This is a genomic window from Pseudomonas sp. ASL7 (assembly GCF_056680375.1).
Genome location: NZ_CM155279.1, coordinates 3,078,748 through 3,104,368, shown reverse-complemented (window position 1 = coordinate 3,104,368; position 25,621 = coordinate 3,078,748). Strand labels below are relative to the sequence as shown.

The window sequence follows — 25,621 nt, the reverse complement described above, 5'->3', positions numbered from 1 at the left end:
GGCTATTCCTTGTCCTTGAGCACATCCGGAAGGTAAGCACGGTGAAAGCCGTTATAGGATTTGCTGTTCTGCGCCTTGTGGATCGGCCACGCCCGCCCGCCAAGGCTGGCGGCACCGTCGATGCGCAAGGTGCTGCCGCTGATAAATGCCGCGGCCGGACTGAGCAGGAAAACGATCGCCGCGCTGACCTCCGATTCGGTGCCAATGCGTTTGAGCGGCACATGTTCGCGCAAGGTCGGAATCACCGCTTTGAACGCGCCTTCGTAGGTGTCCATGCCGCTGGACGCGATCCAGCCGGGCGCCACTGCGTTGACCCGCACCCCGGCGTAACCCCATTCAAACGCAGCCGTTTTGGTCAGGTTATCCATGCCCGAGCGCGCCGCACCCGAGTGCCCCATCCCGGGCATGCCGCCCCACATGTCGGCGAGCATGTTAACGATCGCACCGCCGTGCTTGCTCATGGATTGGTTGAACACTTCCCGGGCCATCAGGAAACCGCCCACCAGGTTGGTGCGCATTACGGTTTCGAAACCCTTCTGATTGATCGAGGCCAATGGGGACGGGAACTGTCCTCCGGCATTGTTGACCAGCCCGTGGATCTGCCCGTGCTTGCGGATCAGTTCGCTGACCAGATGCGTCACGGCGTCTTCATCGCGAATATCACAGGTCTTCCAGTCAGCCGTGCCGCCGTCCTCGGCAATCTCGGCGGCGACGGTTTTCAATTTGTCGGCATTACGCCCCACCAGCAGCACATGGGCCCCGAGTGCCGCCAGCTCATGGGCGGTGCATCGGCCGATGCCGCTGCCGCCACCGGTGACGATGATGGTTTGGCCAGCAAACAAATAGGCTCTGAATATCGAATCGTAAGTCACGGCGGCAGTCCTCTAGTTGACCTGGTCGGCGATGCGCTGAGGCACCGGAATCTGGATTTCCAGCAGTTGTTGGGCGAAGGCTTTGCCTTGCGGATCGATCCGCAGGCTGGCCATGCCACCGCCACCGAGGGCGTTTTCCAGCAGAAAATTCAGGCTGTGGGTGGCCGGTAAATACCAGCGTTCGACACGTCCGTGGACCGGGTCAAGGACATGACTCATCCAGTCGACGATCACCTCCGGCCTCAGTGCTTCGGCGATCCACGGCAAGTACTCGGGATCGCGGGCCATGACGCCGATGTTGCTGTGATTTCCTTTATCGCCGGAGCGCGCCACCGCGAGTTTTATCAGCGCCACGCTGGCGTCGGCCAGGTCGCTGGGCTTGGGCGGCTCGAACGGCACCGGCAAGTCGGCGGTGTCGAGCACATCGAGGGCAGGCAAGGCGCACGAGTGGCGCTGACCCATGAGATCAATTTCCAGCGTGCAGGCCGTTTTGTCGATCAGGAACGAGAACAGTCGGATCAGCGGATACACCGTTGGCCGTCCGCCGACAATGCCGGTCAGCCCCGGTGCCATGCCGGTGGCGGCCTGGGCGATTTCGCGGGAGAACACCGTCAGTGCCTGTTTGACCGGATGGCGCACGGCGAGTTTGATCACCACTTCACGGCTGTCCTGGCGCTGGCCGTGGGGGCCGTAGGTGGCCTCGCTGCCCAGCAACTCGATGTTCACCTCGCTATAGGGCGCCCAGCCGCGCAGGCTGAAGATCTCCGATGTCTTGTTGATGATTGCTTCGCTGACTCGCCGGGCCTTGTCGACCGCATCGATCCCGGCGATCAGGCAACTGGCGATGCAGCGGAAACCGTCGGGCCAGGTCGCGCTGACCTTGTAGTGATCCGTTGGCGGCAAACCTTTTGCACCGTGCACCTGAACCGCGTTTTTACCTTGTTGCTGGAGTTTGACCTGAGTGAAATCGCAGACCACGTCGGGCAGCAGATAGGCCTGTGGATTGCCGATTTCATAAAGCATCTGCTCACCCACCGTCAGTGGCGTGACCAGCCCGCCGGAGCCTTCAGGTTTGCTGACGATGAACTGGCTGTCGGCGCTGACTTCGACGATGGGGAATCCGATGTGTTCGTAGTCCGGCACGTCGCGCCAATCGGTGAAGTTGCCGCCCGTGCACTGGGCGCCGCATTCGATGATGTGGCCGGCGAGTGCGGCTTGGGCGAGTTTGTCGTAGTCGCGCCAAGACCAGCCGAACTCATGCACCAGTGCGGCGCTGACTACGGCACTGTCGACCACGCGCCCGGTAATCACAATGTCCGCCCCCAGACGCAGGGCTTCGACGATGCCCGGCGCGCCGAGGTAGGCGTTGGTCGAGACGCACATCGGTGGGAGTGGCGCGCCAGTGAACATTTCCTGAATGCCGCTGCTGCTCAACTGTTTGAGCTGCGATTGCAGGTCATCACCCAGCAACACCGCGATGTTGAGCTGCACCCCGGCCTTGTCGCAGGCGGCTTGCAGGGCGGCGGCGCAGGCCTGCGGGTTGACTCCGCCGGCGTTGCTGATCACCCGGATTTTTTGTTCGGCGAGTTGCCCCAGTAACGGGCTGAGGACTTCGATGAAGTCATTGGCGTAGCCTGCCTGGGGATCTTTGATCCGCGCGCCGGCCATGATCGACAGGGTGATTTCGGCCAGATAATCGAACACCAGATAGTCCAGGCGCCCGCCTTCCACCAGTTGCGCGGCGGCGGTCGAGGTATCGCCCCAGAACGCGCTGGCGCACCCGATGCGGATTGTTTCAGGCACAGTCAACTGCATAGCCACCTCCGACAGAAGTGTTTCGAGACTACCAAGCAAGCGCTTGGTTTGTAAATGGCTGGACTATCTTCTTCCCGAGCGCTTGCTTGGTTGCCATTGCCAGCTTAAATTGCCCGCGCAACCCCACGAAATTGTAGGAGCGAGCTTGCTCGCGATGGTCGTTAACGATGACGCGTGCAACCTGAATCAACGCGGCATCCTCACGCCCTTCGCGAGCGAGCTCGCTCCTACATAAGCGGCGCATTTGATTGATCGACTGTAGGAGAGAACGGGTGGACGAGCAAAAAGCCCTGAAGGTCATGCGCGAATTGGTCGACAATGGCCAATTGACCGACCCGGACAGCGCCCGTGGCAAACTGCTGCAAGTGGCGGCTCACCTGTTTCGCAATAAAGGTTTCGAACGCACCACCGTACGCGACCTGGCCGGCGCCGTAGGCATTCAGTCGGGCAGCATTTTTCATCACTTCAAAAGCAAGGACGAGATCCTGCGGGCGGTGATGGAAGAGACCATTCGCTACAACACAGCATTGATGCGCGCGGCCCTGGCCGAGTCAACCAACGTGCGCGAGCGGGTATTGGCGCTGATCCGCTGCGAGTTGCAGTCGATTATGGGCGGCAGCGGCGAGGCCATGGCGGTGTTGGTCTATGAGTGGCGTTCGCTGTCCGAAGACGGACAGGCGCAGGTACTGGCGCTGCGCGACATTTATGAAGACCTCTGGTTGCAGGTGTTGGGCGAGGCCAAGAGCGCCGGTTTTATCCGCGGCGATGTGTTCATCACCCGCCGTTTTCTGACCGGCGCATTGTCCTGGACCACCACCTGGTTTCGCGCCGGTGGCAGCATGAGCCTCGATCAATTAGCCGATGAGGCATTGATTCTGGTGCTGGAAGAGCGGTATTAAGGTTGCGCAGGCCGGCGGGAACCTGGCTAAGCGAGCAGAACCGCCTGGTTTGAATGGCATTGATGCGTATTTTCGGGGAGTAAGCAGTATTGATGTCTTCGCCAATTCGGACGGCTTCGCAGCTTTTACTGGCGACGCTCGCGGCGTTATGGGTATTGCCCTCCCAAGCAGAACAAACGGTGCGGATCGGCGCCGCACATTTCCCGCCTTACACTGTGCGCCCGGAATCCGGTGTCGACACGGGATTGCTGCCGCAGCTGGTCGAGGCACTCAACGCCTCGCAAACCAATTATAAATTCGTGTTGGTCCCCACTTCGATTCCCCGGCGCTTTGGTGACTTCAAGCAGGGCCGGGTGGACATGGCGATTTTCGAAAACCCGGACTGGGGCTGGAAGGACATCCCCCACACCAGCGTCGACATGGGCCTGGAAGACGCCGAAATTTTTGTCGCACAACGCCAGCCGGATCGCCAGCAGAGCTATTTTGCCGACCTCGCTGGCAAGCGCCTGGCGCTGTTCAGTGGCTATCACTACGAATTCGCCCACTTCAATGCCGATCCAAAATTCCTCGCGCAAAATTTCAATGCCACGCTGACGTACTCCCATGACAGTAACCTGCTGATGGTGCTGCGCGGGCGTGCAGACATTGCCTTGGTGACGCGCTCCTACTTGAGCGATTACTACTTGCGCAACGAAAAAGTTGCCGATCAGTTACTGGTGTCCGAGCGCATCGATCAGGTCTATCACCACTACGCCATCCTCCGCCCGGCGGCACCGATCAGCGGCGAGGCATTCGGCCAGTTACTCAAAGGGTTACGCGACAACGGCCAGATGCTGAAGATTTTCGGGCCGTACAAAATCACCGTGGTACCGGTCCCGGAAAGCTGAAGGTACATGGAGTTCCTGATCGTCCGAAAGCTGTTCGAGCCTTCGGACGATTTTTGAGTTAGCGGTCCTGCGCTTCCTTGGCGTCCATTTCCGCATTGCGTTCGGCGACGCGTTTACGTTGCTCCTCGGTCAGATCGACCTTGGTGGCGGTGTCACGCAACATCATCAAACCGCCAACGATCGAGCCGATTGCAACGACCAGAATCAACCAGGCATACCAGGGCATAGGGCTCTCCTTGAGGGCAGGCGATTGGCGAGGGTTACGCCAATCGATAGTGCATACCACTTTGAGCGATGGGATTTCGCAGTGGTTCCATTCTATGCCTGATATGACAGCGCTATGTGTGCTGTTTACAACTTGGTCCATCGCCCCCGTCAGTTCTGTTATGCCGCTATCGCGAGCAGGCTCACTCCCATAGAGGAGTAATTTAGCCTGGCCAAGCGCATTCCAAATGTGAGAGCGAGCCTGCTCGCGATAGCGGTCGCCCCGACGCCGCTGTAACTCCCGCGTAAACCCACTCTTTACACTTTCTTTATGCCCAGCCAACGCCCTCGGTCTCGCTCCTTTACAGCCTAACTTCCGACAATGACTCCACACGCGGCAATACGCCGTAACACGGAGAACTTCCATGAGCGTTCTGGACGGGGTGTCACTGCTGCTGGCAGTGGGGCTGTTCATTTATCTGTTGGTTGCGCTGTTGCGCGCGGACCGGAACTAGGAGCGGCTATGCACAGTTATGACTATTGGCTGATCCTCGCCTTCTTCGCCGCGGTGCTGATCCCGGCACCGTTTCTGGGACGGTTCTACTACAAGGTGATGGAAGGCCAGCGCACTTGGCTGACACCGATCCTCGGGCCTGTTGAACGTGGGTGTTACAAAGTGGCCGGCGTTGATCCGCAGGCCGAACAGAGCTGGCAGAAATACACCTTGGCCTTGCTCGCCTTCAACCTCGCGGGCTTTTTGCTGTTGTTCGCGATCCTGTTGTTCCAGGACCACTTGCCACTGAACCCGCAAAACCTGCCGGGTCAGGAGTGGACACTGGCGTTCAACACCGCCGTCAGCTTCATGACCAACACCAACTGGCAGTCCTACAGCGGTGAAGCCTCGCTGAGTTACCTCAGTCAGATGGTCGGCCTCACCGTGCAGAACTTCGTCAGCGCCGCTACCGGCCTGGCCGTGTTGGTTGCGCTGTGTCGCGGCATCGGTCGTAAATCGACCAAGACCCTTGGCAACTTCTGGGTCGACATGACCCGCGCCACCCTCTACGGATTGCTGCCGCTGTGCCTGCTGTTGGCGCTGTACCTGGTCTGGCAGGGCGTGCCGCAAACCTTCGCGCAGTACGTGAATGCCGTGACGATGCAAGGCGTCGATCAGGTCATTCCGCTCGGCCCGGCCGCGAGCCAGATTGCGATCAAGCAACTGGGCACTAACGGCGGTGGCTTTTTCGGCGCCAACTCGGCCCACCCGTTCGAGAACCCGAGCGCGTGGAGCAATCTGTTCGAGATGGCCTCGATCATCCTGATCCCGGTGGCACTGGTGTTCACCTTTGGCCACTACGTCAAGGATCTGCGTCAGAGCCGTGCGATTGTTGCCTGCATGTTCGCCTTGTTCCTGATCGGCGGCGCCACTGCGATGTGGGCTGAATACCAACCGAACCCGACGCTGAACAATGTCGCCGTCGAACAGACCGCGCCGCTGGAAGGTAAGGAAGCGCGCTTTGGCACCACCGCGACCGTGTTGTGGTCCGTGACCACGACGGCGGCATCCAACGGTTCGGTCAACGCCATGCACGACAGCCTCAACCCGCTGACCGGCATGGTCGCGCTGGTCAACATGATGGTCGGCGAAGTGATCTTCGGCGGCGTCGGTGCCGGGCTCTACGGCATGTTGCTCAACGTGTTGATCGCGGTGTTCCTCGCCGGTCTGATGATCGGCCGCACGCCGGAATACCTCGGCAAGAAACTGCAAGCCAAGGAAGTACAGTTGTTGGTGGTGACCCTGATGGTCATGCCGATTGGCGTGCTGGTGCTCGGTGCGATTGCCGCGAGCCTGCCTGGCCCGGTCGCGGCGGTGAGTAACCCTGGTGCCCACGGTTTCAGTCAATTGCTCTACGCCTACACCTCGGCCAGTGCCAACAACGGCTCTGCGTTTGGCGGCTTCAGTGCCAACACCCCGTTCCACAACCTGATGCTCGGTCTTGGCATGTTGATCGGTCGCTTCGGCTACATCCTTCCGGTTCTGGCATTGGCCGGCAGCCTGGCCATGAAGAAAACCGCACCGATCGGCCAGAACAGCTTCCCGACCCATGGCCCGCTGTTCGTGACATTGCTGACCGTGACCATTTTGCTCGTGGGTGGCCTGACCTTCCTGCCGACGCTGGCGCTCGGTCCTATCGCTGAACACTTGAGCATGGCCGCCTTTTAAATAAGGAGCTAAGGAGTCAATGAATGAATATGCCCGTAATTAAACCGGTGGTCGTCAAGGCGCCGGACCAACCGAAGACCGCGATCTCGGCCCTGTGGCGTCCAGCGCTGGTGCAAGCCTTCGTCAAGCTCGACCCACGGCAATTGCAACGTGCGCCGGTCATGCTGGTGGTCGAACTGACCGCGATCCTGACCACTGTGCTCTGCTTCATTCCTGACAGCAGCGTGCCGACCTTCGTCGCAGCGCAAATTGCCGTGTGGCTGTGGTTCACCGTGCTGTTCGCCAACTTCGCCGAAGCCTTGGCCGAAGGTCGCGGCAAGGCCCGCGCTGATAGCCTCAAGGCCGGCAGCGAAGGCTTGAGTGCGCGCCGTAAAACCACAAACGGCACCTTTCAAGTGGTGCCGGCCACCAGCCTGCGCAAGGGTGATGTGGTACGCGTCGAAGCGGGGGAAATGATCCCGGGTGACGGCGAGGTGATCGAAGGTATCGCGGCTGTCAACGAAGCGGCGATTACCGGTGAATCCGCGCCGGTGATTCGTGAGTCCGGCGGCGACCGTTCGGCCGTCACCGGTAACACCCGACTGGTCTCCGACTGGCTGCTGGTGCGCATTACCGCCAACCCTGGCGAGTCGACACTGGACCGCATGATCGCGTTGGTTGAAGGCGCCAAACGCCAGAAAACCCCGAACGAAGTCGCGCTCGACATCCTGCTGATCGGCCTCACCCTGATCTTCCTGTTGGTGGTGGTGACCCTGCAACCGTTCGCCCACTTCGCTAACGGCAGTCTGCCGCTGGTGTTCCTGGTGGCGTTATTGGTCACGCTGATTCCGACTACCATTGGCGGTCTGCTGTCCGCCATCGGTATCGCCGGAATGGACCGTCTGGTACGGCTGAACGTAATCGCCAAGTCCGGTCGTGCCGTGGAAGCGGCCGGGGACGTGCACGTCCTGCTGCTGGACAAGACCGGCACCATCACCTTCGGCAACCGTCGCTGCACCGCGGTCTATGCCGCACCAGGCGTCAATGCCAAGGAACTGGCCGAAGGCGCGTTGTTTGCTTCGCTGGGCGATGACACGGCTGAAGGCAAGTCCATCGTCGAGTACCTGCGCGGGCTTCATCCACAGTCTGAGCCGTCCGCTGACAGGCTCACGGTGGTGCCGTTCAGCGCCGAGACACGCCTGTCCGGTGTCGACTATCAAGGTCGTGTGTATCGCAAAGGCGCGGTGGATTCGTTGCTGGCCTTCGTCGGCCTGAAACGCGCCGATCTCGCACCGGCCCTGTCCCGTGAAATCGACAAGATCGCCCAGAGCGGCGGCACGCCATTGCTGGTCTGCGCCGACGGTAAACTGCTCGGCGCGATCCACCTCAAGGACGTGGTCAAGCCCGGCATCCGCGAGCGTTTCGCCGAGCTGCGCAAACTGGGGATTCGCACGGTCATGGTGACCGGGGACAACCCGTTGACCGCTGCGGCGATTGCAGCCGAGGCAGGTGTCGACGACGTGCTGGCCGAAGCCACGCCGGAGAAAAAACTGGCGCGCATTCGTCACGAGCAGAACGACGGTCGGCTGGTCGCGATGTGCGGCGACGGCGCCAACGACGCCCCTGCATTGGCGCAGGCAGACGTCGGTATGGCGATGAACGACGGGACGCAAGCGGCACGCGAGGCGGCGAACATGGTCGACCTCGACAGCGACCCGACCAAGTTGCTGGACGTGGTGCAGATCGGCAAGGAATTGCTGGTGACTCGCGGCGCGCTGACGACCTTTTCCATCGCCAACGACGTGGCCAAATACTTCGCGATCCTGCCGGCGCTGTTCGCCTCGATCTACCCGCAACTGGGCGTGCTCAACGTCATGCACCTGAGCAGTCCCCAGAGCGCAATTCTCTCGGCGATTGTGTTTAACGCCTTGATCATTGTGGTGCTGATTCCGTTGGCATTGCGCGGTGTGCGCGTACAGGCCGCGAGTGCCGCGGCGTTGTTGCGGCGCAATCTGCTGATCTATGGATTGGGCGGGATAGTGGTGCCGTTTGTGGGGATCAAGGCAATCGACATGCTGTTGACGGCGTTGCACCTGGTTTGACCGAACACCCCGAACTGTAGGAGCGAGCTTGCTCGCGATGGTGGTTAACGATAACGCGCCTTATCTGACAAAACGCGGCGCTTTCAATTCCATCGCGAGCAAGCTCGCTCCTACAGATTGTTTTCCAATTTCGAGGATTTTGAAATGTCCACAATGATACGTCCGGCCCTGAGCCTGCTGGTCCTGATGACCCTGATCACCGGCGTCGCCTACCCATTGGTCGTCACTGGCGTCGCCCAGGTCGCCTTCCCCGATCAAGCCAACGGCAGCCTGGTACGCGACGCCGATGGCAAGGTGCGTGGCTCGTCGTTGATTGCCCAGGATTTCGTCGGTGACGCCTGGTTTCACCCACGCCCCTCGGCCGGTGCTTTCGCCACCGTATCGAGCAGTGCCAGCAACCTGTCGCCGAGCAACCCGGCCCTGGCCACTCGGGTGATCGACGACGCCAACAAGTTACTGGTTCCCGGTCAGGGGCCCGTGCCATTGGCGTTGCTGACCACCTCCGGCAGCGGCCTCGATCCACACTTGCCACCGGCCGCGATTGCCTATCAACTGGCGCGTGTCGCGCAAGCGCGTAATCTGCCGGTGTCTACGCTTGAGCAACTGCTTGTTGCGCACACAGAGCAGCCGCTGGTGGGGCCGCCGGTGGTCAATGTACTGGCGTTGAATATCGCGCTGGAAAACCTGTAGATCGGTGGTGGCGCCATTCGCGAGCAGGCTCGCTCCCACAGGAGATTGCATTCCATTGTGGGAGCGAGCCTGCTCGCGAAAGCGGCCTCACAGGCACCGAATAAACAACTGAATAAAGAGAGCTTCAAGCATGAGCGACTCCGGCCGCGCCGACGCACTGTTAGCAGACCTGTCCCGCGATGGCCGTGGCCGGCTCAAGGTCTTTCTCGGTGCCGCGCCCGGTGTCGGCAAGACCTACGCCATGCTGCAAGCGGCCCACACCCAACTGCGTCAGGGCGTGAAAGTCATCGCCGGCGTGGTCGAGACCCATGGCCGCGCCGAAACCGAGGCGCTGCTCGGCGGCTTGCCGCAACAGCCGTTGGTGCGCTCGGAATACCGTGGCGTGATGCTCGAAGAAATGGACCTCGACAGCTTGCTTGCGGCGAAACCGAAACTGGTGCTGGTGGACGAACTGGCCCACACCAATGCCCCTGGCAGCCGCCACCTAAAACGCTGGCAGGACATCCAGGAATTGCTTGCTGCCGGCATCGACGTGTTCACCACAGTCAACGTCCAGCACCTGGAAAGCCTCAACGATAAAGTGCGCGGGATTACCGGCGTACTGGTTCGTGAAACCCTGCCGGACTGGGTGCTGCAAGAAGCCTACGAGCTGCTGCTGGTCGACCTGCCGCCGCGTGAACTGCTTGAGCGCCTGCGCGACGGTAAGGTGTATGTGCCGGAGCAGGCGAGGGCGGCCATCGACGCGTTTTTCACCCAGACCAACCTCACCGCGCTACGCGAACTGGCGATGCAAACGGCCGCTGCGCAGGTCGACAATGATCTGGCCCAAGGGTACCGCCAGCTCGGCCAGGCTGCACCGACGGTGCGTGGTCGCTTGCTGGTCGGGGTCGATGGCGATGCTCAGGCCGAACGTCTGGTGCGTCACGCCAGTCGTGTCGCCCATCGCCGCCATTTGCCGTGGAGTCTGGTGCACGTGGACAACGGTAGCGTGCGCGACGAGCAGTCCCGCCTGCGCCTGCAAAGTGCCCAGCAACTGGCGGAACGCCTCGGTGGCGAAGTGGTGTTGCTGCGCGCGGGTGAAGTCGCGAAAACCCTGATTCAACACGCCGCCGAGCGCCGCGCCAGCCTGGTGTTGGTCGGTCAGTCGCGACAGCGTCTACGTCGGCGGTTGTTCGGCGGCGGACTGGCGTCGCGCTTGCTGCGCGATGCCCGCGGGCTGGAAATCAACGTCCTTGACGGCGATCACGAACAGTCTGCGCCGCGTCAGCGTTCGGTGAACTCGCTGGTATGGTTCGACTACGCCCTGGCCATTGTGGCGACGGTGTTGGCCAGTGCGTTGGCCTGGGTCGTGGCCAGTGTCTTGCCGCTACCGAACATTTCCCTGGTGTTCCTCGCCGCCGTGTTGCTGGTGGCGGTGCGCAGTAGCCTCGGCCCGTCGCTGGTGTGTGCGGCGCTGTCGTTTTTAACCTATGACTTTCTGTTCATTCCACCGAATTTCTCCTTCCGCATCCAGCGCGAAGAAGACGTGCTGACCTTGCTGTTCTTCCTGCTGATGGCGGCGCTTACCGGTAACCTCGCGGCACGTCAACGGCGGCAATTAGAGGCGTTGCGCGACACTCAGCAAGAGACCACCGAACTGCTCGACCTGTCGCGCAAGCTCACGGCCGCCACCGACCGTCAGGCGGTGGTCAGCGCCGCCGCCCAACACTTGAACGGCTGGAGCGATCTGCAACTGTGCCTGCTCAATCGCGACGGACCATCTGGCTGGAAAGTCGAAACCGGCGGCCCGCTGGAATTGACCGAAGCCGAACGCGCCGCCGCCGATTGGGCCTGGCAACACGATCAGCCCGCGGGCGCGGGCACCGGCACGCTGCCGTTCGGGCGTTGGTGGTGGTGGCCGCTGTCAGTGGAAGACGGGCCGTTGGCGTTGCTCGGTGTGTGTGCCAAAGAAGGCCAGACCTTGAGTGGGCAGCGTCGGCGCTTACTCACAGCGTTGAGTCAGCCACTGGCGCAAGCGCTGGCCCGTGCGCAACTGGCCGAGGACCTCGAAGCAGCGCGACTGCACGGCGAAACCGAGCAGCTGCGCAGTGCCTTGCTGGCGTCGGTGTCCCACGATTTGCGTACGCCGCTGACCTCGATGCGCGGCAGCATTGACAGTCTGTTGGCCCTCGGCGAAGCGATCCCACTGGAGGATCGCCGCGAGCTGCTCGAAGGTACTCGCGATGAAGCCGAGCGCCTCGACCGCTACATTCAAAACCTGCTGGACATGACCCGCCTCGGTCACGGTGCGCTGAAACTGGCGCGGGACTGGGTGTCGCCGGCCGATATCGTCGGCAGTTCGCTCAATCGCCTGCGTGCGGTGCTCGCGCCGTTGCAGGTGAGCACCGCAGTGCCGCCCGAATTGCCGTTGCTCTTTGTACACGCTGCGCTGATCGAACAGGCGCTGGTCAATGTGCTGGAAAATGCCGCGCGGTTTTCGCCGCCCCACGGGCGTTTACAACTGTGCGCCGGGGTCGATGACACCGGACTGTTTTTCTCGGTGAGCGACGAGGGACCGGGGATTCCGGAGGAGGAGCGGGCAAAGATTTTCGACATGTTCTACACCGCCGCGCGGGGTGATCGTGGCGGGCAGGGCACCGGGCTGGGGTTGGCGATTTGTCAGGGCATGGTCGGTGCTCATGGGGGGCGGATCAGCGTTGCCGACGGCATCGAAGGGCGCGGCACGTGCATCACGCTGCACTTGCCGTTGCAGGAGCAGCCCGCCTTTGAAATTTGAAAGCTGAAGGCGAGCGCTGAAAGTGAAGCCTGATACCCTTCTCAAACCCCCATGCAGCGATCAGACACCATGAGCCAGACCGCGACCATTTTAGTCATTGACGACGAACCACAAATCCGCAAATTCCTGCGCATCAGCCTTGTCTCCCAAGGTTACAAAGTGCTGGAGGCTGGCACCGGCAGCGAAGGCCTGGCGCAGGCTGCACTGAACAAACCGGACCTGCTGGTGCTCGACCTCGGCCTGCCGGACATGGACGGCCAACACGTGCTGCGCGAGTTTCGCGAATGGTCGACGGTGCCGGTGCTGGTGCTGTCGGTGCGCGCCAGTGAAGGGCAGAAAGTCGAAGCGCTCGATGGTGGCGCCAATGATTACGTGACCAAACCGTTCGGCATCCAGGAATTCCTCGCCCGGGTACGTGCCTTGCTACGTCAGGCCCCGGTTGGCGAGGCTCAGCAAGCAGCGCTGACGTTCGGCCCGTTGACCGTGGACCTGGCGTATCGCCGGGTGCTGCTCGACGGCCTTGAAGTGGGGTTGACCCGCAAGGAATACGCGGTGCTGGCGCAACTGGCACGGCATCCGGGGCGAGTCATTACCCAGCAGCAATTGCTCAAGGATATTTGGGGGCCGACCCATACCGAAGACAGCCACTATTTGCGGATTGTGGTGGGGCATTTGCGGCAGAAACTGGCGGATGATCCGACTCAACCAAGGTTCATCGTGACCGAGGCTGGGGTTGGGTATCGGTTGTTGAGTGAGGGGGGGCTTTAGTTCTTGCGTTGAATGAACCGGCCCCTTCGCGAGCAGGCTCGCTCCCACAGTGGATTTAGGTGATCCACCAAGATCAATTGTGGGAGCGAGCCTGCTCGCGAAGGGGCCCGATCATTCACTCAAGCACTTCAGGATTCCCGCTCATTCTCATACCGGTCCATGGTATCGCGCGCAATCTCTCGCCCCAGTGCGATCAGCTCCGGCGCCTTGTAGAACTCGAAAAACCGGCACACCCGCTTTGGTACGTTGATCAAAACATCCGGCGGATAACCGGCGATCTTGTACTGCGCCAGTGAGGTCTGCATCACCTCGAAACTCTGGTTGATCAGGTCCAGCAAAGAGGCGGGCCCGACGTTATCGATGATGAACGAGCCCGTGGCGGACTTCGGCGCGCCGTCGCGTTCAGGGGCGGCCGCGGGTTGCTGGGCTTCGGGTTGGGCGGATTCGATCCAGGGATTTATCTCGGCCGCTTCTGCCATCAACGCTTCCTTTTCCAGCAGCAGCAATTGTTCTGCCTGTTTGCGGCGGAAGGGCAATTTCGAGCCCAGTGAGCTGATCAGGTTGTCGAAGCGACTCTTGAACGCCGCCGGGCGCTGGATCACCGGCAGTTTATAGTGGCGCTGGTTGGTGGAGTTTAGGTTGACCGCGATGATCAAGTCGCAATGACTCGACACCACCGGCACGATCGGTAGCGGGTTGAGAATACCGCCGTCCACCAGCATGCGATTACCCTGCATCACCGGCGTGAACAGACTGGGAATCGCCGCCGAGGCGCGCATGGCCTGGTGCAGGCAACCTTCCTGGAACCAGATTTCCTGTTGGTTGGTCAGGTCAGTGGCCACCGCCGTGTAAGGAATGCGCAGGTCTTCGATATTGATCTCGCCAACGATCTTGCGGATCTGCCCGAACACTTTCTCGCCGCGAATCGCACCCAGACGAAAGCTGACGTCCACCAGCCGCAAGACGTCGAGGTAGTCCAGGCTCTCGATCCAGTCGCGATATTCTTTAAGTTTGCCTGCGGCGTAGATCCCGCCGACCACCGCGCCCATGGAACAACCGGCAATGCAGGCGATGTCGTAGCCCCGTCGTTCGATCTCTTCAATGACACCGATATGGGCATAGCCCCGGGCTCCACCTGAGCCCAGCACCAGTGCGACGCGCTTTTTCATGAATCGCCCTCGTCTGACAAGGTTCAACAATGCACCCATCAAGGGGCGTGCTTCAATCGTTAAGGTCGTTCGGTGGGTCAGGACGTCGTTTTTTCGACATTCCATGGCTGCACGTGGTTATTCTCGTGGGCGCTATAGTTTCCTCTGGCGATCAAAGGCACTTTTCACGCGCCAGATCGTCTTACCTGCACTATTGTTGACCTGACTTGAGGTGTTATTGATGAAAGCCTGGATCTGTGTGCCTTTGATGGCCTTGGCGCTCGCCGGTTGTGCCGGCAAAACCGCTTACCGCGACAGCTGCGGTACCCAGATCGATGCCGCATGGCATGAGCTGGACCTGGCCAAGGCCGAGGGCTTCGCCGGGACAGTCAGTTACTCCAAAGCCCTGTCGCTGCTGACGGGCGCCAAGACCCAGCAGCAATTCGAAGCCTACGAGGGCTGCACCAGCAAGGCCGAAAAAGCACGTTTCTACATTCGTGAGTCACGCGCGGGCCGTTGAGGCATGATGTAAGGCCTCAAGGGAATTCGATTCAGGGAGCAAGCGATGTCTGCCTTGGTTGATCGATTAGTGGCTCGTGTTCTGAGCCTTGAAGTCCGTTTGCTGGCCTGCCAGGCACGGTTGAGTGCCCGCACCGACCCTGAAGCATTACACGAGTTGCGCACCACGGTTCGCCGTTTGCGCAGCCTGTTGCGACCCTTGCGCGGCTTGCCTGGCGTCGAACAGCTGGAAGCAGCGGCGTCCGGGGTCGGCCAACTGACCACGCCATTGCGTGATCGCGAAGTGCTGGCGGCGTACTTGCTCCAGCACGAGCAACCGGCGGCGGCGCAACGGCGCATGGCGCAGATGGCCGAGGCTTATCCGGCCGTGGCCGCGAGCCCCGAGCTTGCGCAGTTGCTGATGATCCTCGACGCCTTTCCGCGTTTTTTGCGGGCCTCCCAGCGTCAGAACTTGCTTAAGGGATTGCGTCGTCGCATCGAAAAACGCCTGGCCAAGCAATGGAAGAAACTCGATCAGACCTTGCACGATCCGGCCCATGATCGTCATCGCTTGCGCCTGTTGATCAAGCGCGTGCGCTACGGCATCGAAGCCTATCCCGAACTGGATCGGCTGCCGAAACCAGCCATGCCCAGACTCAAATCCGCCCAGGGTGCTTTGGGCGATTGGCACGATTGCTGGCAATGGCTGGCCAGGGCCGAGCAGGAAGCCGATTTGCAACCCTGTATCGCGGTCTGGCAAACCACCATGACCAAGGCCGAAGGCCGCGCCGACCGGGTTCTCGACAAACTCAGCGCCGCCTGTTTCAAATCCTGAAACCCTAGCGATCCTTTGTAGGAGCGAGCTTGCTCGCGATGAACCTGAGAACACGAGGGAGTGTCAGGCTTGCCGAGTCATCGTTGACGAACCTCGCGAGCAAGCTCGCTCCTACATAGAGCGTATGCATCCGGCCTTTCTGTCAGTCAATTTGGCCGAATCAGGCACTGTGCTGTCATTACAGGCTGGTTAAGATCCGTTCATCCTTTTCCTGCCTTTGAGGTTTGCATGCGTTTTTCCGATCTGCTCGACGCCGTCCGCAGCCAGCCGCAGGCGCTGTCTATTCCGGCCGAATGGGCGCAGGGGCGCGCCAGTTTCGGTGGCCTGGTGGCGGCCTTGCAATATGAAGCCATGCGCGCAAACGTCCCGGCGGATCGTACGGTACGCTCGCTGGCGATCACCTTTGTCGGCCCGGTCGAGCCTGAAGTGCCGGTCAGCTTTGAAGTCGAAGTGTTGCGTGAAGGCAAGGCTGTCAGCCAGGTGCTGGGCCGCGCGATGCAGAAGGGCCAGGTGGTGACGTTGATTCAAGGCAGTTTTGGTGCCTCGCGTCCGTCCGAAGTGGCGGTGAGCGCGCTCCCGGCACCCGAGATGAAGCACTGGGACGACTGCCAGGAACTGCCTTACATCAAAGGCGTGACTCCGGAGTTCATGCGGCACCTGGCGATGCGCTGGAGCGTCGGTGGCCTGCCGTTCACGGGCAACAAATCCCGTGAGATGGGCGGCTGGGTGCGCTTGCGTGGGGATGTGAAGGAAGAAGCGGTCAGCGAATCACACATCCTGGCACTGGTGGACGCCTGGCCACCGGCCCTGTTGCCGCACCTGAAACAGCCAGCGATGGGCAGCACGCTGACCTGGACCATCGAGTTCGTCCAGCCGTTGCTGGAATTGAGCACGCTGGACTGGTGCAAATACCTGGTTGAAATCGAGTATGCCGCCGACGGCTACGGTCATGCGGCCGCCAAGCTGTGGAGTGCGCAAGGTCAGTTGATTGCCATGAGCCGGCAGACGGTGACGATTTTCGCCTGATCAGTGACGACGGTGGCGCTCACGCCAGGCGCGCCACCAGCTGCCGCTCAGGAAAAACCGTGGAAAGGTCAGAAACTGCTCGACCAGCAGGCGCGACACCGCGTCTTTGCGATCGCTGAAGGGCTCGGCGACTTGCGCCTCCAGGCTGTGACCGTGGCGTTGCAGGCCCAAAGCCGCCAACAGGCCGATAACGCCAATCGCGATGTTCACAAAGCTCAAGCTGAACACCCCGCAAACAAGCAGCAGAAATGCCACGATGAACAGCGGCACGGCAATCAGGTGCAACACCAGATTGGTCGGGTGCTGGTGATTGTTCGGGTACGCCCGCCATTGCCAGGCGGGAAGGTTGGGGTGCCGTTTGCCCATAATGCCAATCCTCGATCCCTGTTGAACACATGATTGAAGAATAGGCCCGGCGGATGGGGGCGGCGAATCGAGGTTGGCTATGGGGTCGATAGGGCTTGATGGTCAATACTGATGTTGGCCGCGCTGACGCTTTCGCGAGCAGGCTCGCTCCCACAGTGGATTTCTGTTGTACCCCAAACCAACGTTCACTGAAGATCACCTGTGGGAGCGAGCCTGCTCGCGAAGGGCCCTCAAAGTTTCAACTGCCCGATCGCCTTACTCAATTCCCCCGCCAGCGCCGCCAATTCATTACTGGTGGTCGCCGAATTCACGGTCTGCTGCACAGTGTTCTCGGTCACGTCGCGAATGCTCACCACCGCCCGATTCATCTCTTCCGCGACCTGGCTCTGCTGCTCGGCCGCCACCGCAATCTGCGTGTTGCTTTCGCGCATCTGCGCCACCGCGCTGGTGATTTCCGCCAACGCTGCACCGGCCTCTTGTGCCTGCTGTACGCAATCGTCAGCCTTGAACGAGCTTTCCTGCATGAAGTCCACCGCATCGCGCGTACCGGCCTGCAACGCGGAAACCATCAGGGTGATCTCGTCCGTGGAGGTCTGCACACGTTTGGCCAGGTTGCGTACTTCATCGGCCACGACGGCAAAACCACGCCCCATTTCACCCGCGCGGGCGGCCTCGATGGCAGCGTTCAGGGCCAGCAGATTGGTCTGTTCAGCGATGCTGTGAATCACATTGACCACCCCGTTGATCTTCTGACTGTCCTCGGCCAGCCGCTGAATCATCTCGGCGGTCTGCTGAACGCCTGTGGATAACCCGGCAATCGACTGCTGCACCCGACTCACCACTGCCTGCCCGCTGCCGGCCAGGGTATCGGCGGTTTGCGAGAGGTCGCGGGTGGCTCCGGCGTGTTGGGCGATGTGATAAACAGTCGCGGTCATTTCGTTGATCGCCGTGGCGGCCTGATCGGTTTCGCTTTGCTGGCCGAGCATGCCGTGACGCACTTCGTTCATGCTCGAGGCGAGCCGCGCGGCACCGACATCCAATTGCCGTGCCGTGCTGGCAACGGTGTTGACTACCCGCTGATAACCGGCCTGCATGGCGTTGAATGCGTTGGCCATCTGCCCGACTTCGTCCGTGCAGGCCAGCGGTACACGCGCCGACAGGTCACCGGTTTTCTCGACGTGCAGCATCACGTCTTTCAGAGTGTTGAGCTGGCTGAGCAGGAAGCGGATCAGCAGTTGCGAAGCGCCCAGCATCGCCAGCATCAGAATAAATACCGCCACCGCGTAGTTGGCGAAACGCTCGCCGAACACTTGGGTCAGGCTTGGGCCATAGGCAATCACCGCCAGCTGTTGGCCGTCGGCGCGTGTGAACACCTCAGCGCCCATCAACGGATTTTCGCCGAACAGCGGCATCACGTTGATATCGACCCAGCCATTTGTATCGGTCAGTTCCAATACCGGCTGCCCGTTCAGCAGCGGTGCCTGCCCTCGACTTAACGTCAGCAGGTTATCGGCCTTTGGCAGCGGTTGTCCGGCGGGCCAGGCGCTGAGCAATCGCGCCTGAGCCTGGACCGACGCCTGGGAGGCGTGGCTGCGGGCTTGTTGTTCGAGCTGTACGGCGTACAACACCAGTAGCAGGGTTGTGACGAAGGCGACGGCGTTGACCGCCCAGAATTTGTATTTCAGCGAGATGTTGCTAAGCCAGGCACCCATGGAGGTCTTCTCTGATAGCGGAAACAGTTTTGGCAAGGTGCCAGCATTGTGCCGCTATTCAGCGCCTCGGTTCTTGATGTGGATCAACGTCCTCGGCCTCTCGCCCGCGCAGCAATTGCAGGGCGGAATGCGCTATCCTTCGCGCCTTCAAAATTCCCTCGCTACAGGATTACGCCCCATGAAAGCCGCACTCGTCGAACTCATCAGCAAAATCAGCTCCGGGTGCATGAGCGAGGACGAAATCCTGAAAGTCGCTGACGAAGCGGCCCAGGCCTACGCCGATCAAGGGGCTTTTCTGACGGCCAATCCGGACATCAACTACGACGACACATTCCCGATGCCGCTGGGCGAGTGGGTGGTCGTCGGCAGTCTGCCGGAAACCGTGTTGTTCCAGGCCGACACCTACATGGACCTGTTTGCCCAGATCGTCGCCTCGTTCGGCCCCGGCGTGGACTTCAATATCAAGCCCAAACAACTGGCCAAGACCGAAGCCCTGACCGCGCTTAATCGCATTCAGGTGCAGATGAGCAGCATGAACAAGGAAAACGGCGGCTACGTGCTGATGAACTTCAGCCAGTTGCTCGACGATGAACTGCAAGTGGTGCTGGTCTACGGCAACGACGTGCCACGCGTGCTCCAATTGTGCGCCGAAGTCGGCATCGCTGCCGCGCCGTCCCTGGAAGCCCTGAAAGTGGCCATCCACGTCTGAAGCCTCAAGGACGCTAATAAAACGGAACCCTCGCAACGGCCGGCTATCCTAAGAGGGAATGCCATTCTTAGGGAGCGTCACCATGGGTTCCACGTTCAACGGCCTGGTTGGCCTGATTATTCTTGTCCTGGACATCTGGGCAATCATCAACGTGCTGAAAAGTGGCGCCGATACCGGGATGAAAATCATCTGGATGCTGCTGATCCTGTTGCTGCCGGTCCTGGGCCTGATCATCTGGGCCATCGCCGGCCCTCGCGGCAACGTCAGAATCTGAAAACGCACTGCCCCCTGTGGGAGCGAGCCTGCTCGCGATAGCGGACTGTCAGCCACATTGATGCTGAATGTGCCGCCGTCATCGCGAGCAGGCTCGCTCCCACATTGTTCTGTGTGTACTTCAATGATGAAGGTTCGACCTGTCATCTTCCGCGACGTAGAATGCGCGCCTTTCCCGGTCAATCGAACAGATCGATTGGCCATCATGGGCGGGTAACCGTCCGTTGCCACCCGCATTCATCGGAGCACTTCCCATGAGCAACACTCCCAACAGCGAATACCTGGAAACCCTCTACGAAGGCTACGGCCAGCGTTTTCGCATGGAAAAACTGCTGCACGAAGTGCGCACCGAACACCAGCACCTGGTGATCTTCGAAAACCCGCGCATGGGCCGGGTGATGGCACTGGACGGTGTGATCCAGACCACCGAAGCCGACGAGTTCATCTACCACGAAATGCTCACCCACGTGCCGATCCTGGCGCACGGCACCGCCAAGCGCGTGCTGATCATCGGTGGCGGCGACGGCGGCATGCTGCGTGAAGTGGCCAAGCACCGCAGCATCGAGCACATCACCATGGTCGAAATCGACGGCACCGTGGTCGACATGTGCAAGGAGTTCCTGCCGAACCACTCCAAAGGCGCGTTTGAAGACCCACGGCTGAACCTGGTGATCGACGACGGCATGCGTTTCGTCGCCACCACCACTGAAAAATTCGACGTGATCATTTCCGACTCCACCGATCCGATCGGTCCGGGCGAAGTGCTGTTCTCCGAGAACTTCTACCAGGCCTGCCGTCGCTGCTTGAACGAAGGCGGCATTCTGGTGACCCAGAACGGCACGCCGTTCATGCAAATAGAAGAAGTCAAAACCACCGCCGGCCGCCTGCGCAGCCTGTTCCCGGACTGGCACTTCTATCAGGCCGCCGTGCCGACTTACATCGGTGGTGCGATGACCTTTGCCTGGGGCGCAACCAATACCGCCTATCGCAAATTGTCCCGTGAAACCTTGCAACAGCGCTTTACCGGCAGCGGCATCATCACCCGCTACTACAATCCGGAAATACACATCGGTGCGTTCGCCTTACCGCAATACGTCTTGCAAGCCGTGAACAAGCCAAGCAACGACTAAAGATTTACGCATCCTCCCTGTAGGAGCGAGCCTGCTCGCGAAGGCGGTCTCCAGTTGATAGAGATATCGACTGATACACCGCTTTCGCGAGCAGGCTCGCTCCCACAGGTTTTGTGTCTATTTCATGCCTGCGTGTTGTAATCCGTTTGAACGATCAGTCAGGGCAAAAGTCCAGATAGATGTAAGCCCATTTGCGGGTTTGATCGAGGAGGCACTGATGCAAAAGTGGAAAATCACTTTCGTGGATGATCACGGTGAAACAGTCGACGAGGTCTTTGAGTGCGACGAGTGCCCGGATAATGAGCACGCCGCCAAACTCATCAAGGCCCGGCTCCTTCCCGTCGCCGCTGAACTGGATCTGAATGATCTGGAAGGGCGAACCGCGGATGCGAGCGTCAAAAGTCTTAAAGCCCAGAACAGCATCCAAATCCTCGGCATCACGCCAATCTGAACTTCTCCTGTCTCATTCTCAACCAGACCTTGGCAGCGCCTCTGACTTGAGGCTACTCTGCAAGCGAGATCAGCGAACGGATCGCTAAGGTCTGGTCTTGTCAGCTACATGCTTGTTTCCCATTGGCAACGTGTTTGTCGCATAGCCTTCACCATTCGGTTGCGGGCGCCGGGAGTACGGAAAGTCTATCCATCAGTTTGAGGAGGACGTTTCATGAGCACAGCCTATCAAGAAGACATCAGCAGCTCGGTATTGCGCCGCATGAAAGAAGGCGGTTTCGACTTTTCACGGTTCCATCCCATCGAGTTCTACGCCATTTTCCCGGACGAGGAGCGGGCACGCAGGGCGGCAGGGCATTACTGTGGTGAATCCTTGAATGCGCAAATCAGCGTGCGCGACGACGGTGCGTGGTACCTGGAACTGAGCAAAGTGATGTACGCGACCTATGACGGCATCGGTGACTTTGAGCAGGGCTTCGAGGCCGTGGTTGAGCCTTTGGGCGGCATTATCGAAGGATGGGGCGTCAAGCAGGAGGTACGAGGGCGACTCGCATAACACTATGAACAGCGACAATACTCAGCAACGGCTGACCTCAGGGTTGGCCGTTTTCGTTTCTGCGGTTTGAAGCAAAAGATCGCAGCCTCGTTTCATAGTCCAACGTAGGAGCTGTCGAGTGAAACGAGGCTGCGATCTTTTGATCCTGTTTTTGATTCATGACATTTCCAGAAAACAAAAAAAAGCCGCCTGGGCAGGCGGCTAAAAGGGAAGTTCAGTCAGCCATTACAGCGGATGTGCGGATTATCCGCCTCGACAACCGGGCAGTGAAATCAACTCTGACTATGCTGTTGATAGGCGACAACTTCGCCTTGCAATGAAGCGGGGGCGATCAGGTTGGGGCGTTTGCTGCACAGGGTTGGTGCAGTGCTAGCGGCTTGATAATCCAACTGATTGATATCAAAGCGTTTCTGCCGATGGCACGGGCCTTGCGAAGGCCTGAATGTCCGGGTGACAAGGAGTACGGCATGATCCGCACCTATTTTGATGAGATGTACGATGCTGGCGGCCAGGTCCGCCCGCATTATCGGGAGTTTGCCCGTTGGCTGGCCGAAACGCCTGACGAGCTGTTGGCACAACGCCGACGCGAGGCCGATCTGTTATTTCATCGCGCCGGGATTACCTTCACGCTCTACGGTGATGAGCAAGGGACAGAGCGCCTGATTCCCTTCGACACCATTCCGCGCAGCATCCCCGTCAGTGAATGGCGGATCGTTGAACGTGGCTGCATCCAGCGGGTCAAGGCGTTGAATATGTTCCTCGCCGATCTGTATCACGAGCAACGCATCATCAAGGCCGGCATCATCCCGGCCGAACAAGTGCTGGCCAACGAGCAGTACCAGTTGGCGATGCAAGGGCTGGATTTGCACCGGGATATCTATTCCCACATCTCCGGTGTCGATTTGGTGCGCGATGGTGACGGCACGTACTACGTGCTTGAAGACAATCTTCGTACACCCAGTGGCGTGAGCTACATGCTCGAAGACCGCAAGATGATGATGCGACTGTTCCCCGAATTGTTTGCGGCCCAGCGCATCGCGCCCATCGATCACTATCCAAACCTGTTGCTCGACACGCTGAAAAGCTCCAGCCCGATCGATAACCCGAGCGTGGTGGTTCTGACACCTGGGCGTTTCAACAGCGCGTTTTTCGAGCATGCGTTTCTGGCCCGGGAAATGGGCGTTGAACTGGTGGAGGGTGCGGACCTGTTCGTGCGTGACGACAGGGTGTTCATGCGCACCACGGACGGGCCGAAAGCCGTCGATGTGATCTACCGTCGCCTCGACGATGCCTTCCTCGATCCGCTGGCGTTCAATCCCGACTCGATGCTTGGCGTACCAGGGCTGTTGTCGTCCTATCGCTCCGGCAACGTGGTGTTGGCAAATGCCATCGGTACCGGGGTCGCTGACGACAAGTCGGTGTACCCGTTCGTCACGGACATGATCCGTTTCTACCTGGATGAAGAACCGATCCTGAAGAACGTGCCGACGTTTCAGTGTCGCAACCCGTCTGAACTGTCCCACGTACTGGCCAATCTTCCAGACCTGGTGGTCAAGGAAACCCAAGGCTCCGGCGGGTACGGAATGCTGGTCGGGCCGGCCGCGACGGCGGCGGAAATCGAGTCGTTCCGCGCCCGCATCAAAGCCAAACCCCACGCGTACATCGCACAACCGACGTTGTCCCTGTCGACCTGTCCGACCTTTGTCGAAAACGGCATCGCTCCACGCCACATCGACCTGCGTCCGTTTGTTTTGTCTGGCCGCGAAACCCGGGTTGTGCCCGGCGGCTTGACCCGTGTTGCCCTGCGCCAAGGCTCTCTGGTGGTGAATTCCTCCCAGGGCGGCGGAACCAAGGACACCTGGGTGGTCGAGGATTGAAGGAAGCCTGCCATGTTAAGTAGAACTGCCTCGGATTTGTATTGGATGTCGCGTTACCTGGAGCGGGCGGAAAACCTCGCCCGGATGCTCGATATCAGTTATTCACTGTCACTGATGCCACAGGATGGTCGCGGTGACGGTTTGCATGAACTGGCCATGCCGCTGTTGATCACCGGCACGCTGGACGATTACCTGGAACGCCATGGCGAACTGCACGCCGAACGGCTGCTGCACTTTTTTGCGTTGGACGCGGCCAACCCGGCGAGCATCTACAGTTGCCTCGGTGCGGCGCGGGCCAGCGCCCATGCGGTGCGTGGGCGAATCACCGCCGACATGTGGGAAAACATCAACGCCACCTGGCTGGACATTCGCGGGATCGCCGACCAGGGCTTGAGTCGTTACGGCATGAGCCGTTTCTGCGAGTGGATCAAGGAGCGTTCTCACCTGTTCCGTGGCGCGTCCTACGGCACCATCATGCGCAACGACGCGTTCCGTTTCATTCGGTTGGGGACGTTTATCGAACGGGCTGACAACACCTTGCGCCTGCTCGATGCGCGTTACGAAATGGCCGGTGATCAGGCCGAAGCGGTCAGCGACGGCACGGCTCACGCCTATTACCAGTGGAGCGCTTTGTTGCGGGCCCTGTCGTCGTTCGAGGCCTACACCGAGATCTACCGCGATGCGCCCGGCGCCCGGCATGTGGCCGAACTGTTGCTGTTGCGCGCTGATGTTCCGCGCTCCTTGCGTGCCTGCACCGAAGAAATCGATCAAATCCTGGCCCAGCTGCCGGGCGCCAACGGACGTCCTGCACAACGTCTGGCAGCGGAGATGGACGCGCGCCTGCGTTACACCGGCATCACTGAAATTCTCGATGAAGGCCTGCATGCCTGGCTGACCGAGTTCATCCCGCTGGTGCGCCAGTTGGGCAATGCCATTCACAGTTCCTACCTGGAGGCTGCATGAGACTTTCCATTAGCCACGAGACCACCTATCACTACGAAGATCAGGTGCGGGCGAGCATCCAGTACCTGCGACTGACCCCCCACGACAGCGAGCGCCAGCATGTGCTCAGCTGGCAGCTCGACCTGCCGCGCCCGGTGCGCGCGCAACTCGATCCGTTCGGCAACATCCTGCACGTGCTGACCATGGACGAGCCCCACGAGGCGATCATCATCGGCGCCCGTGGCCAGGTGGATATCGACGAACTGCGTGAAGCAGAGCATGAGAGCCAGTCGGCGCTGCCGTTCCTGCGTTTCACCCGGCTGACCGAAGCCGACGAAGCGCTGCGCGCGTTCGCACAAAAGGAATGCAAAAAGCGCCGGGATCGCACGGCGTTGATCGACTTGATGCATGGCCTGAACCAGCACATGACCTACACGCCGGGTTCCACCGAAGTGGACACCAGCGCCGCCCAGGCCTTCGCCGGGCGTGCAGGCGTCTGCCAGGACCACGCCCATGCCTTTCTGGCCTGTACCCGCAGCCTGGGCATTCCGGCGCGTTACGTGTCGGGGTATTTGTACAGCGAAAGCAGCGAACACCTGGCCAGTCACGCCTGGGCCGAAGCCTGGCTCGATGATGCCTGGTACAGTTTTGACGTCACCAATGAACTGGCTCGGCCCGAGCGGCATTTGAAATTGGCGGTGGGCCTGGATTACCTGGATGCCTGCCCGGTGCGCGGCATGCGCCGGGGCGGTGGTTGCGAGCAGATGCATGCGAAGGTGTTTGTGTCGCCGACGCCGATGCCAGTGATCTCGGTGCAACAGCAGTAAACCTGGGCATTGCTAAACCCTGTGGGAGCGAGCAGGCTCGCTCCCACAGGGTGTGGATA

25 protein-coding genes are annotated in these 25,621 nt (G+C 60.3%); 19 read left to right on the top strand and 6 right to left on the bottom strand.

What is annotated here, in order from left to right:
- Positions 1 to 2: 2 nt before the first annotated feature.
- Both AC1MDT_RS14205 and AC1MDT_RS14200 read right to left on the bottom strand, forming a co-directional pair.
- Positions 3 to 872 carry an SDR family oxidoreductase gene (locus tag AC1MDT_RS14205; protein ID WP_480422624.1) on the bottom strand — a complete coding sequence of 290 codons (870 nt, stop codon included), beginning with the start codon at positions 870 to 872 and terminating at the stop codon, positions 3 to 5.
- 12 nt (positions 873 to 884) lie between these two features.
- Positions 885 to 2,675: an acyclic terpene utilization AtuA family protein gene (locus AC1MDT_RS14200; RefSeq protein WP_480422789.1), complete on the bottom strand. Its 1,791-nt coding sequence runs from the start codon at positions 2,673 to 2,675 to the stop codon at positions 885 to 887.
- A gap of 284 nt (positions 2,676 to 2,959) precedes the next feature.
- Between AC1MDT_RS14200 and AC1MDT_RS14195 the strand changes: the two genes are divergently transcribed.
- Positions 2,960 to 3,586 (top strand): TetR/AcrR family transcriptional regulator, encoded by a 627-nt coding sequence (locus AC1MDT_RS14195; protein WP_480422622.1) that lies wholly within the window; start codon positions 2,960 to 2,962, stop codon positions 3,584 to 3,586.
- Between the two features lie 92 nt (positions 3,587 to 3,678).
- Positions 3,679 to 4,473, top strand: coding sequence for a substrate-binding periplasmic protein (locus AC1MDT_RS14190; protein ID WP_480422620.1), 795 nt, complete (start codon positions 3,679 to 3,681; stop codon positions 4,471 to 4,473).
- Between the two features lie 58 nt (positions 4,474 to 4,531).
- On the opposite strand, the gene AC1MDT_RS14185 is transcribed toward AC1MDT_RS14190, so the two are convergent.
- Positions 4,532 to 4,699 (bottom strand): DUF2897 family protein, encoded by a 168-nt coding sequence (locus AC1MDT_RS14185; RefSeq protein ID WP_081744012.1) that lies wholly within the window; start codon positions 4,697 to 4,699, stop codon positions 4,532 to 4,534.
- A gap of 403 nt (positions 4,700 to 5,102) precedes the next feature.
- On the opposite strand from AC1MDT_RS14185, the gene kdpF reads away from it, so the two are divergent.
- From kdpF to AC1MDT_RS14155, 6 genes are all read left to right on the top strand, one after another.
- Positions 5,103 to 5,192, top strand: a complete 90-nt coding sequence (gene kdpF / locus AC1MDT_RS14180) for a K(+)-transporting ATPase subunit F (RefSeq protein WP_007899818.1) — start codon at positions 5,103 to 5,105, stop codon at positions 5,190 to 5,192.
- An 8-nt stretch (positions 5,193 to 5,200) separates the two neighbouring features.
- On the top strand, positions 5,201 to 6,898 hold the full coding sequence (kdpA, locus tag AC1MDT_RS14175) for a potassium-transporting ATPase subunit KdpA (protein WP_480422618.1): 1,698 nt from the start codon (positions 5,201 to 5,203) through the stop codon (positions 6,896 to 6,898).
- Positions 6,899 to 6,921: 23 nt separating this feature from the next.
- On the top strand, positions 6,922 to 8,979 hold the full coding sequence (gene kdpB / locus AC1MDT_RS14170) for a potassium-transporting ATPase subunit KdpB (protein ID WP_480422617.1): 2,058 nt from the start codon (positions 6,922 to 6,924) through the stop codon (positions 8,977 to 8,979).
- A gap of 144 nt (positions 8,980 to 9,123) precedes the next feature.
- Entirely contained in the window at positions 9,124 to 9,669 is a 546-nt protein-coding gene (gene kdpC / locus AC1MDT_RS14165) for a potassium-transporting ATPase subunit KdpC (RefSeq protein WP_480422616.1), read from the top strand.
- 130 nt (positions 9,670 to 9,799) lie between these two features.
- Entirely contained in the window at positions 9,800 to 12,445 is a 2,646-nt protein-coding gene (locus AC1MDT_RS14160) for a DUF4118 domain-containing protein (protein WP_480422614.1), read from the top strand.
- Between the two features lie 69 nt (positions 12,446 to 12,514).
- Positions 12,515 to 13,213, top strand: coding sequence for a response regulator (locus AC1MDT_RS14155; RefSeq protein WP_480422613.1), 699 nt, complete (start codon positions 12,515 to 12,517; stop codon positions 13,211 to 13,213).
- 128 nt (positions 13,214 to 13,341) lie between these two features.
- Here AC1MDT_RS14155 and AC1MDT_RS14150 read toward each other — a convergent pair whose 3' ends face one another.
- On the bottom strand, positions 13,342 to 14,382 hold the full coding sequence (locus AC1MDT_RS14150; RefSeq protein ID WP_480422611.1) for a patatin-like phospholipase family protein: 1,041 nt from the start codon (positions 14,380 to 14,382) through the stop codon (positions 13,342 to 13,344).
- Between the two features lie 220 nt (positions 14,383 to 14,602).
- On the opposite strand from AC1MDT_RS14150, the gene AC1MDT_RS14145 reads away from it, so the two are divergent.
- The 3 genes from AC1MDT_RS14145 to AC1MDT_RS14135 all read left to right on the top strand — a co-directional run bounded on the left by AC1MDT_RS14145 (position 14,603) and on the right by AC1MDT_RS14135 (position 16,720).
- Positions 14,603 to 14,881, top strand: coding sequence for a hypothetical protein (locus AC1MDT_RS14145; RefSeq protein ID WP_480422610.1), 279 nt, complete (start codon positions 14,603 to 14,605; stop codon positions 14,879 to 14,881).
- Between the two features lie 45 nt (positions 14,882 to 14,926).
- Positions 14,927 to 15,694 (top strand): CHAD domain-containing protein, encoded by a 768-nt coding sequence (locus AC1MDT_RS14140; RefSeq protein ID WP_480422608.1) that lies wholly within the window; start codon positions 14,927 to 14,929, stop codon positions 15,692 to 15,694.
- A gap of 228 nt (positions 15,695 to 15,922) precedes the next feature.
- Positions 15,923 to 16,720, top strand: coding sequence for an acyl-CoA thioesterase (locus AC1MDT_RS14135; RefSeq protein WP_480422606.1), 798 nt, complete (start codon positions 15,923 to 15,925; stop codon positions 16,718 to 16,720).
- On the opposite strand, the gene AC1MDT_RS14130 is transcribed toward AC1MDT_RS14135, so the two are convergent.
- Together AC1MDT_RS14130 and AC1MDT_RS14125 are read right to left on the bottom strand one after the other, a co-directional pair.
- Positions 16,721 to 17,086: a terminase gene (locus tag AC1MDT_RS14130; protein WP_480422604.1), complete on the bottom strand. Its 366-nt coding sequence runs from the start codon at positions 17,084 to 17,086 to the stop codon at positions 16,721 to 16,723. It lies immediately after the preceding gene.
- A gap of 230 nt (positions 17,087 to 17,316) precedes the next feature.
- Positions 17,317 to 18,798: a methyl-accepting chemotaxis protein gene (locus AC1MDT_RS14125; RefSeq protein WP_480422603.1), complete on the bottom strand. Its 1,482-nt coding sequence runs from the start codon at positions 18,796 to 18,798 to the stop codon at positions 17,317 to 17,319.
- Between the two features lie 178 nt (positions 18,799 to 18,976).
- Between AC1MDT_RS14125 and AC1MDT_RS14120 the strand changes: the two genes are divergently transcribed.
- From AC1MDT_RS14120 to AC1MDT_RS14085, 8 genes are all read left to right on the top strand, one after another.
- Positions 18,977 to 19,507, top strand: coding sequence for a hypothetical protein (locus AC1MDT_RS14120; RefSeq protein WP_414909540.1), 531 nt, complete (start codon positions 18,977 to 18,979; stop codon positions 19,505 to 19,507).
- 82 nt (positions 19,508 to 19,589) lie between these two features.
- Positions 19,590 to 19,781 (top strand): PLDc N-terminal domain-containing protein, encoded by a 192-nt coding sequence (locus AC1MDT_RS14115; protein WP_480422601.1) that lies wholly within the window; start codon positions 19,590 to 19,592, stop codon positions 19,779 to 19,781.
- A gap of 253 nt (positions 19,782 to 20,034) precedes the next feature.
- Entirely contained in the window at positions 20,035 to 20,910 is an 876-nt protein-coding gene (speE, locus tag AC1MDT_RS14110; RefSeq protein WP_480422600.1) for a polyamine aminopropyltransferase, read from the top strand.
- A gap of 217 nt (positions 20,911 to 21,127) precedes the next feature.
- Complete coding sequence (locus tag AC1MDT_RS14105) at positions 21,128 to 21,361, top strand: hypothetical protein (protein WP_201113511.1); 234 nt, start codon at positions 21,128 to 21,130, stop codon at positions 21,359 to 21,361.
- Between the two features lie 213 nt (positions 21,362 to 21,574).
- Positions 21,575 to 21,916, top strand: a complete 342-nt coding sequence (locus AC1MDT_RS14100; RefSeq protein WP_414909543.1) for a ribonuclease E inhibitor RraB — start codon at positions 21,575 to 21,577, stop codon at positions 21,914 to 21,916.
- A 467-nt stretch (positions 21,917 to 22,383) separates the two neighbouring features.
- Positions 22,384 to 23,793 (top strand): circularly permuted type 2 ATP-grasp protein, encoded by a 1,410-nt coding sequence (locus tag AC1MDT_RS14095; RefSeq protein ID WP_480422598.1) that lies wholly within the window; start codon positions 22,384 to 22,386, stop codon positions 23,791 to 23,793.
- 12 nt (positions 23,794 to 23,805) lie between these two features.
- Positions 23,806 to 24,756 (top strand): alpha-E domain-containing protein, encoded by a 951-nt coding sequence (locus AC1MDT_RS14090; protein ID WP_480422597.1) that lies wholly within the window; start codon positions 23,806 to 23,808, stop codon positions 24,754 to 24,756.
- Entirely contained in the window at positions 24,753 to 25,562 is an 810-nt protein-coding gene (locus tag AC1MDT_RS14085) for a transglutaminase family protein (RefSeq protein ID WP_480422595.1), read from the top strand. The genes AC1MDT_RS14090 and AC1MDT_RS14085 overlap by 4 nt, the downstream gene beginning before the upstream one ends.
- Positions 25,563 to 25,621 lie beyond the last annotated feature (59 nt).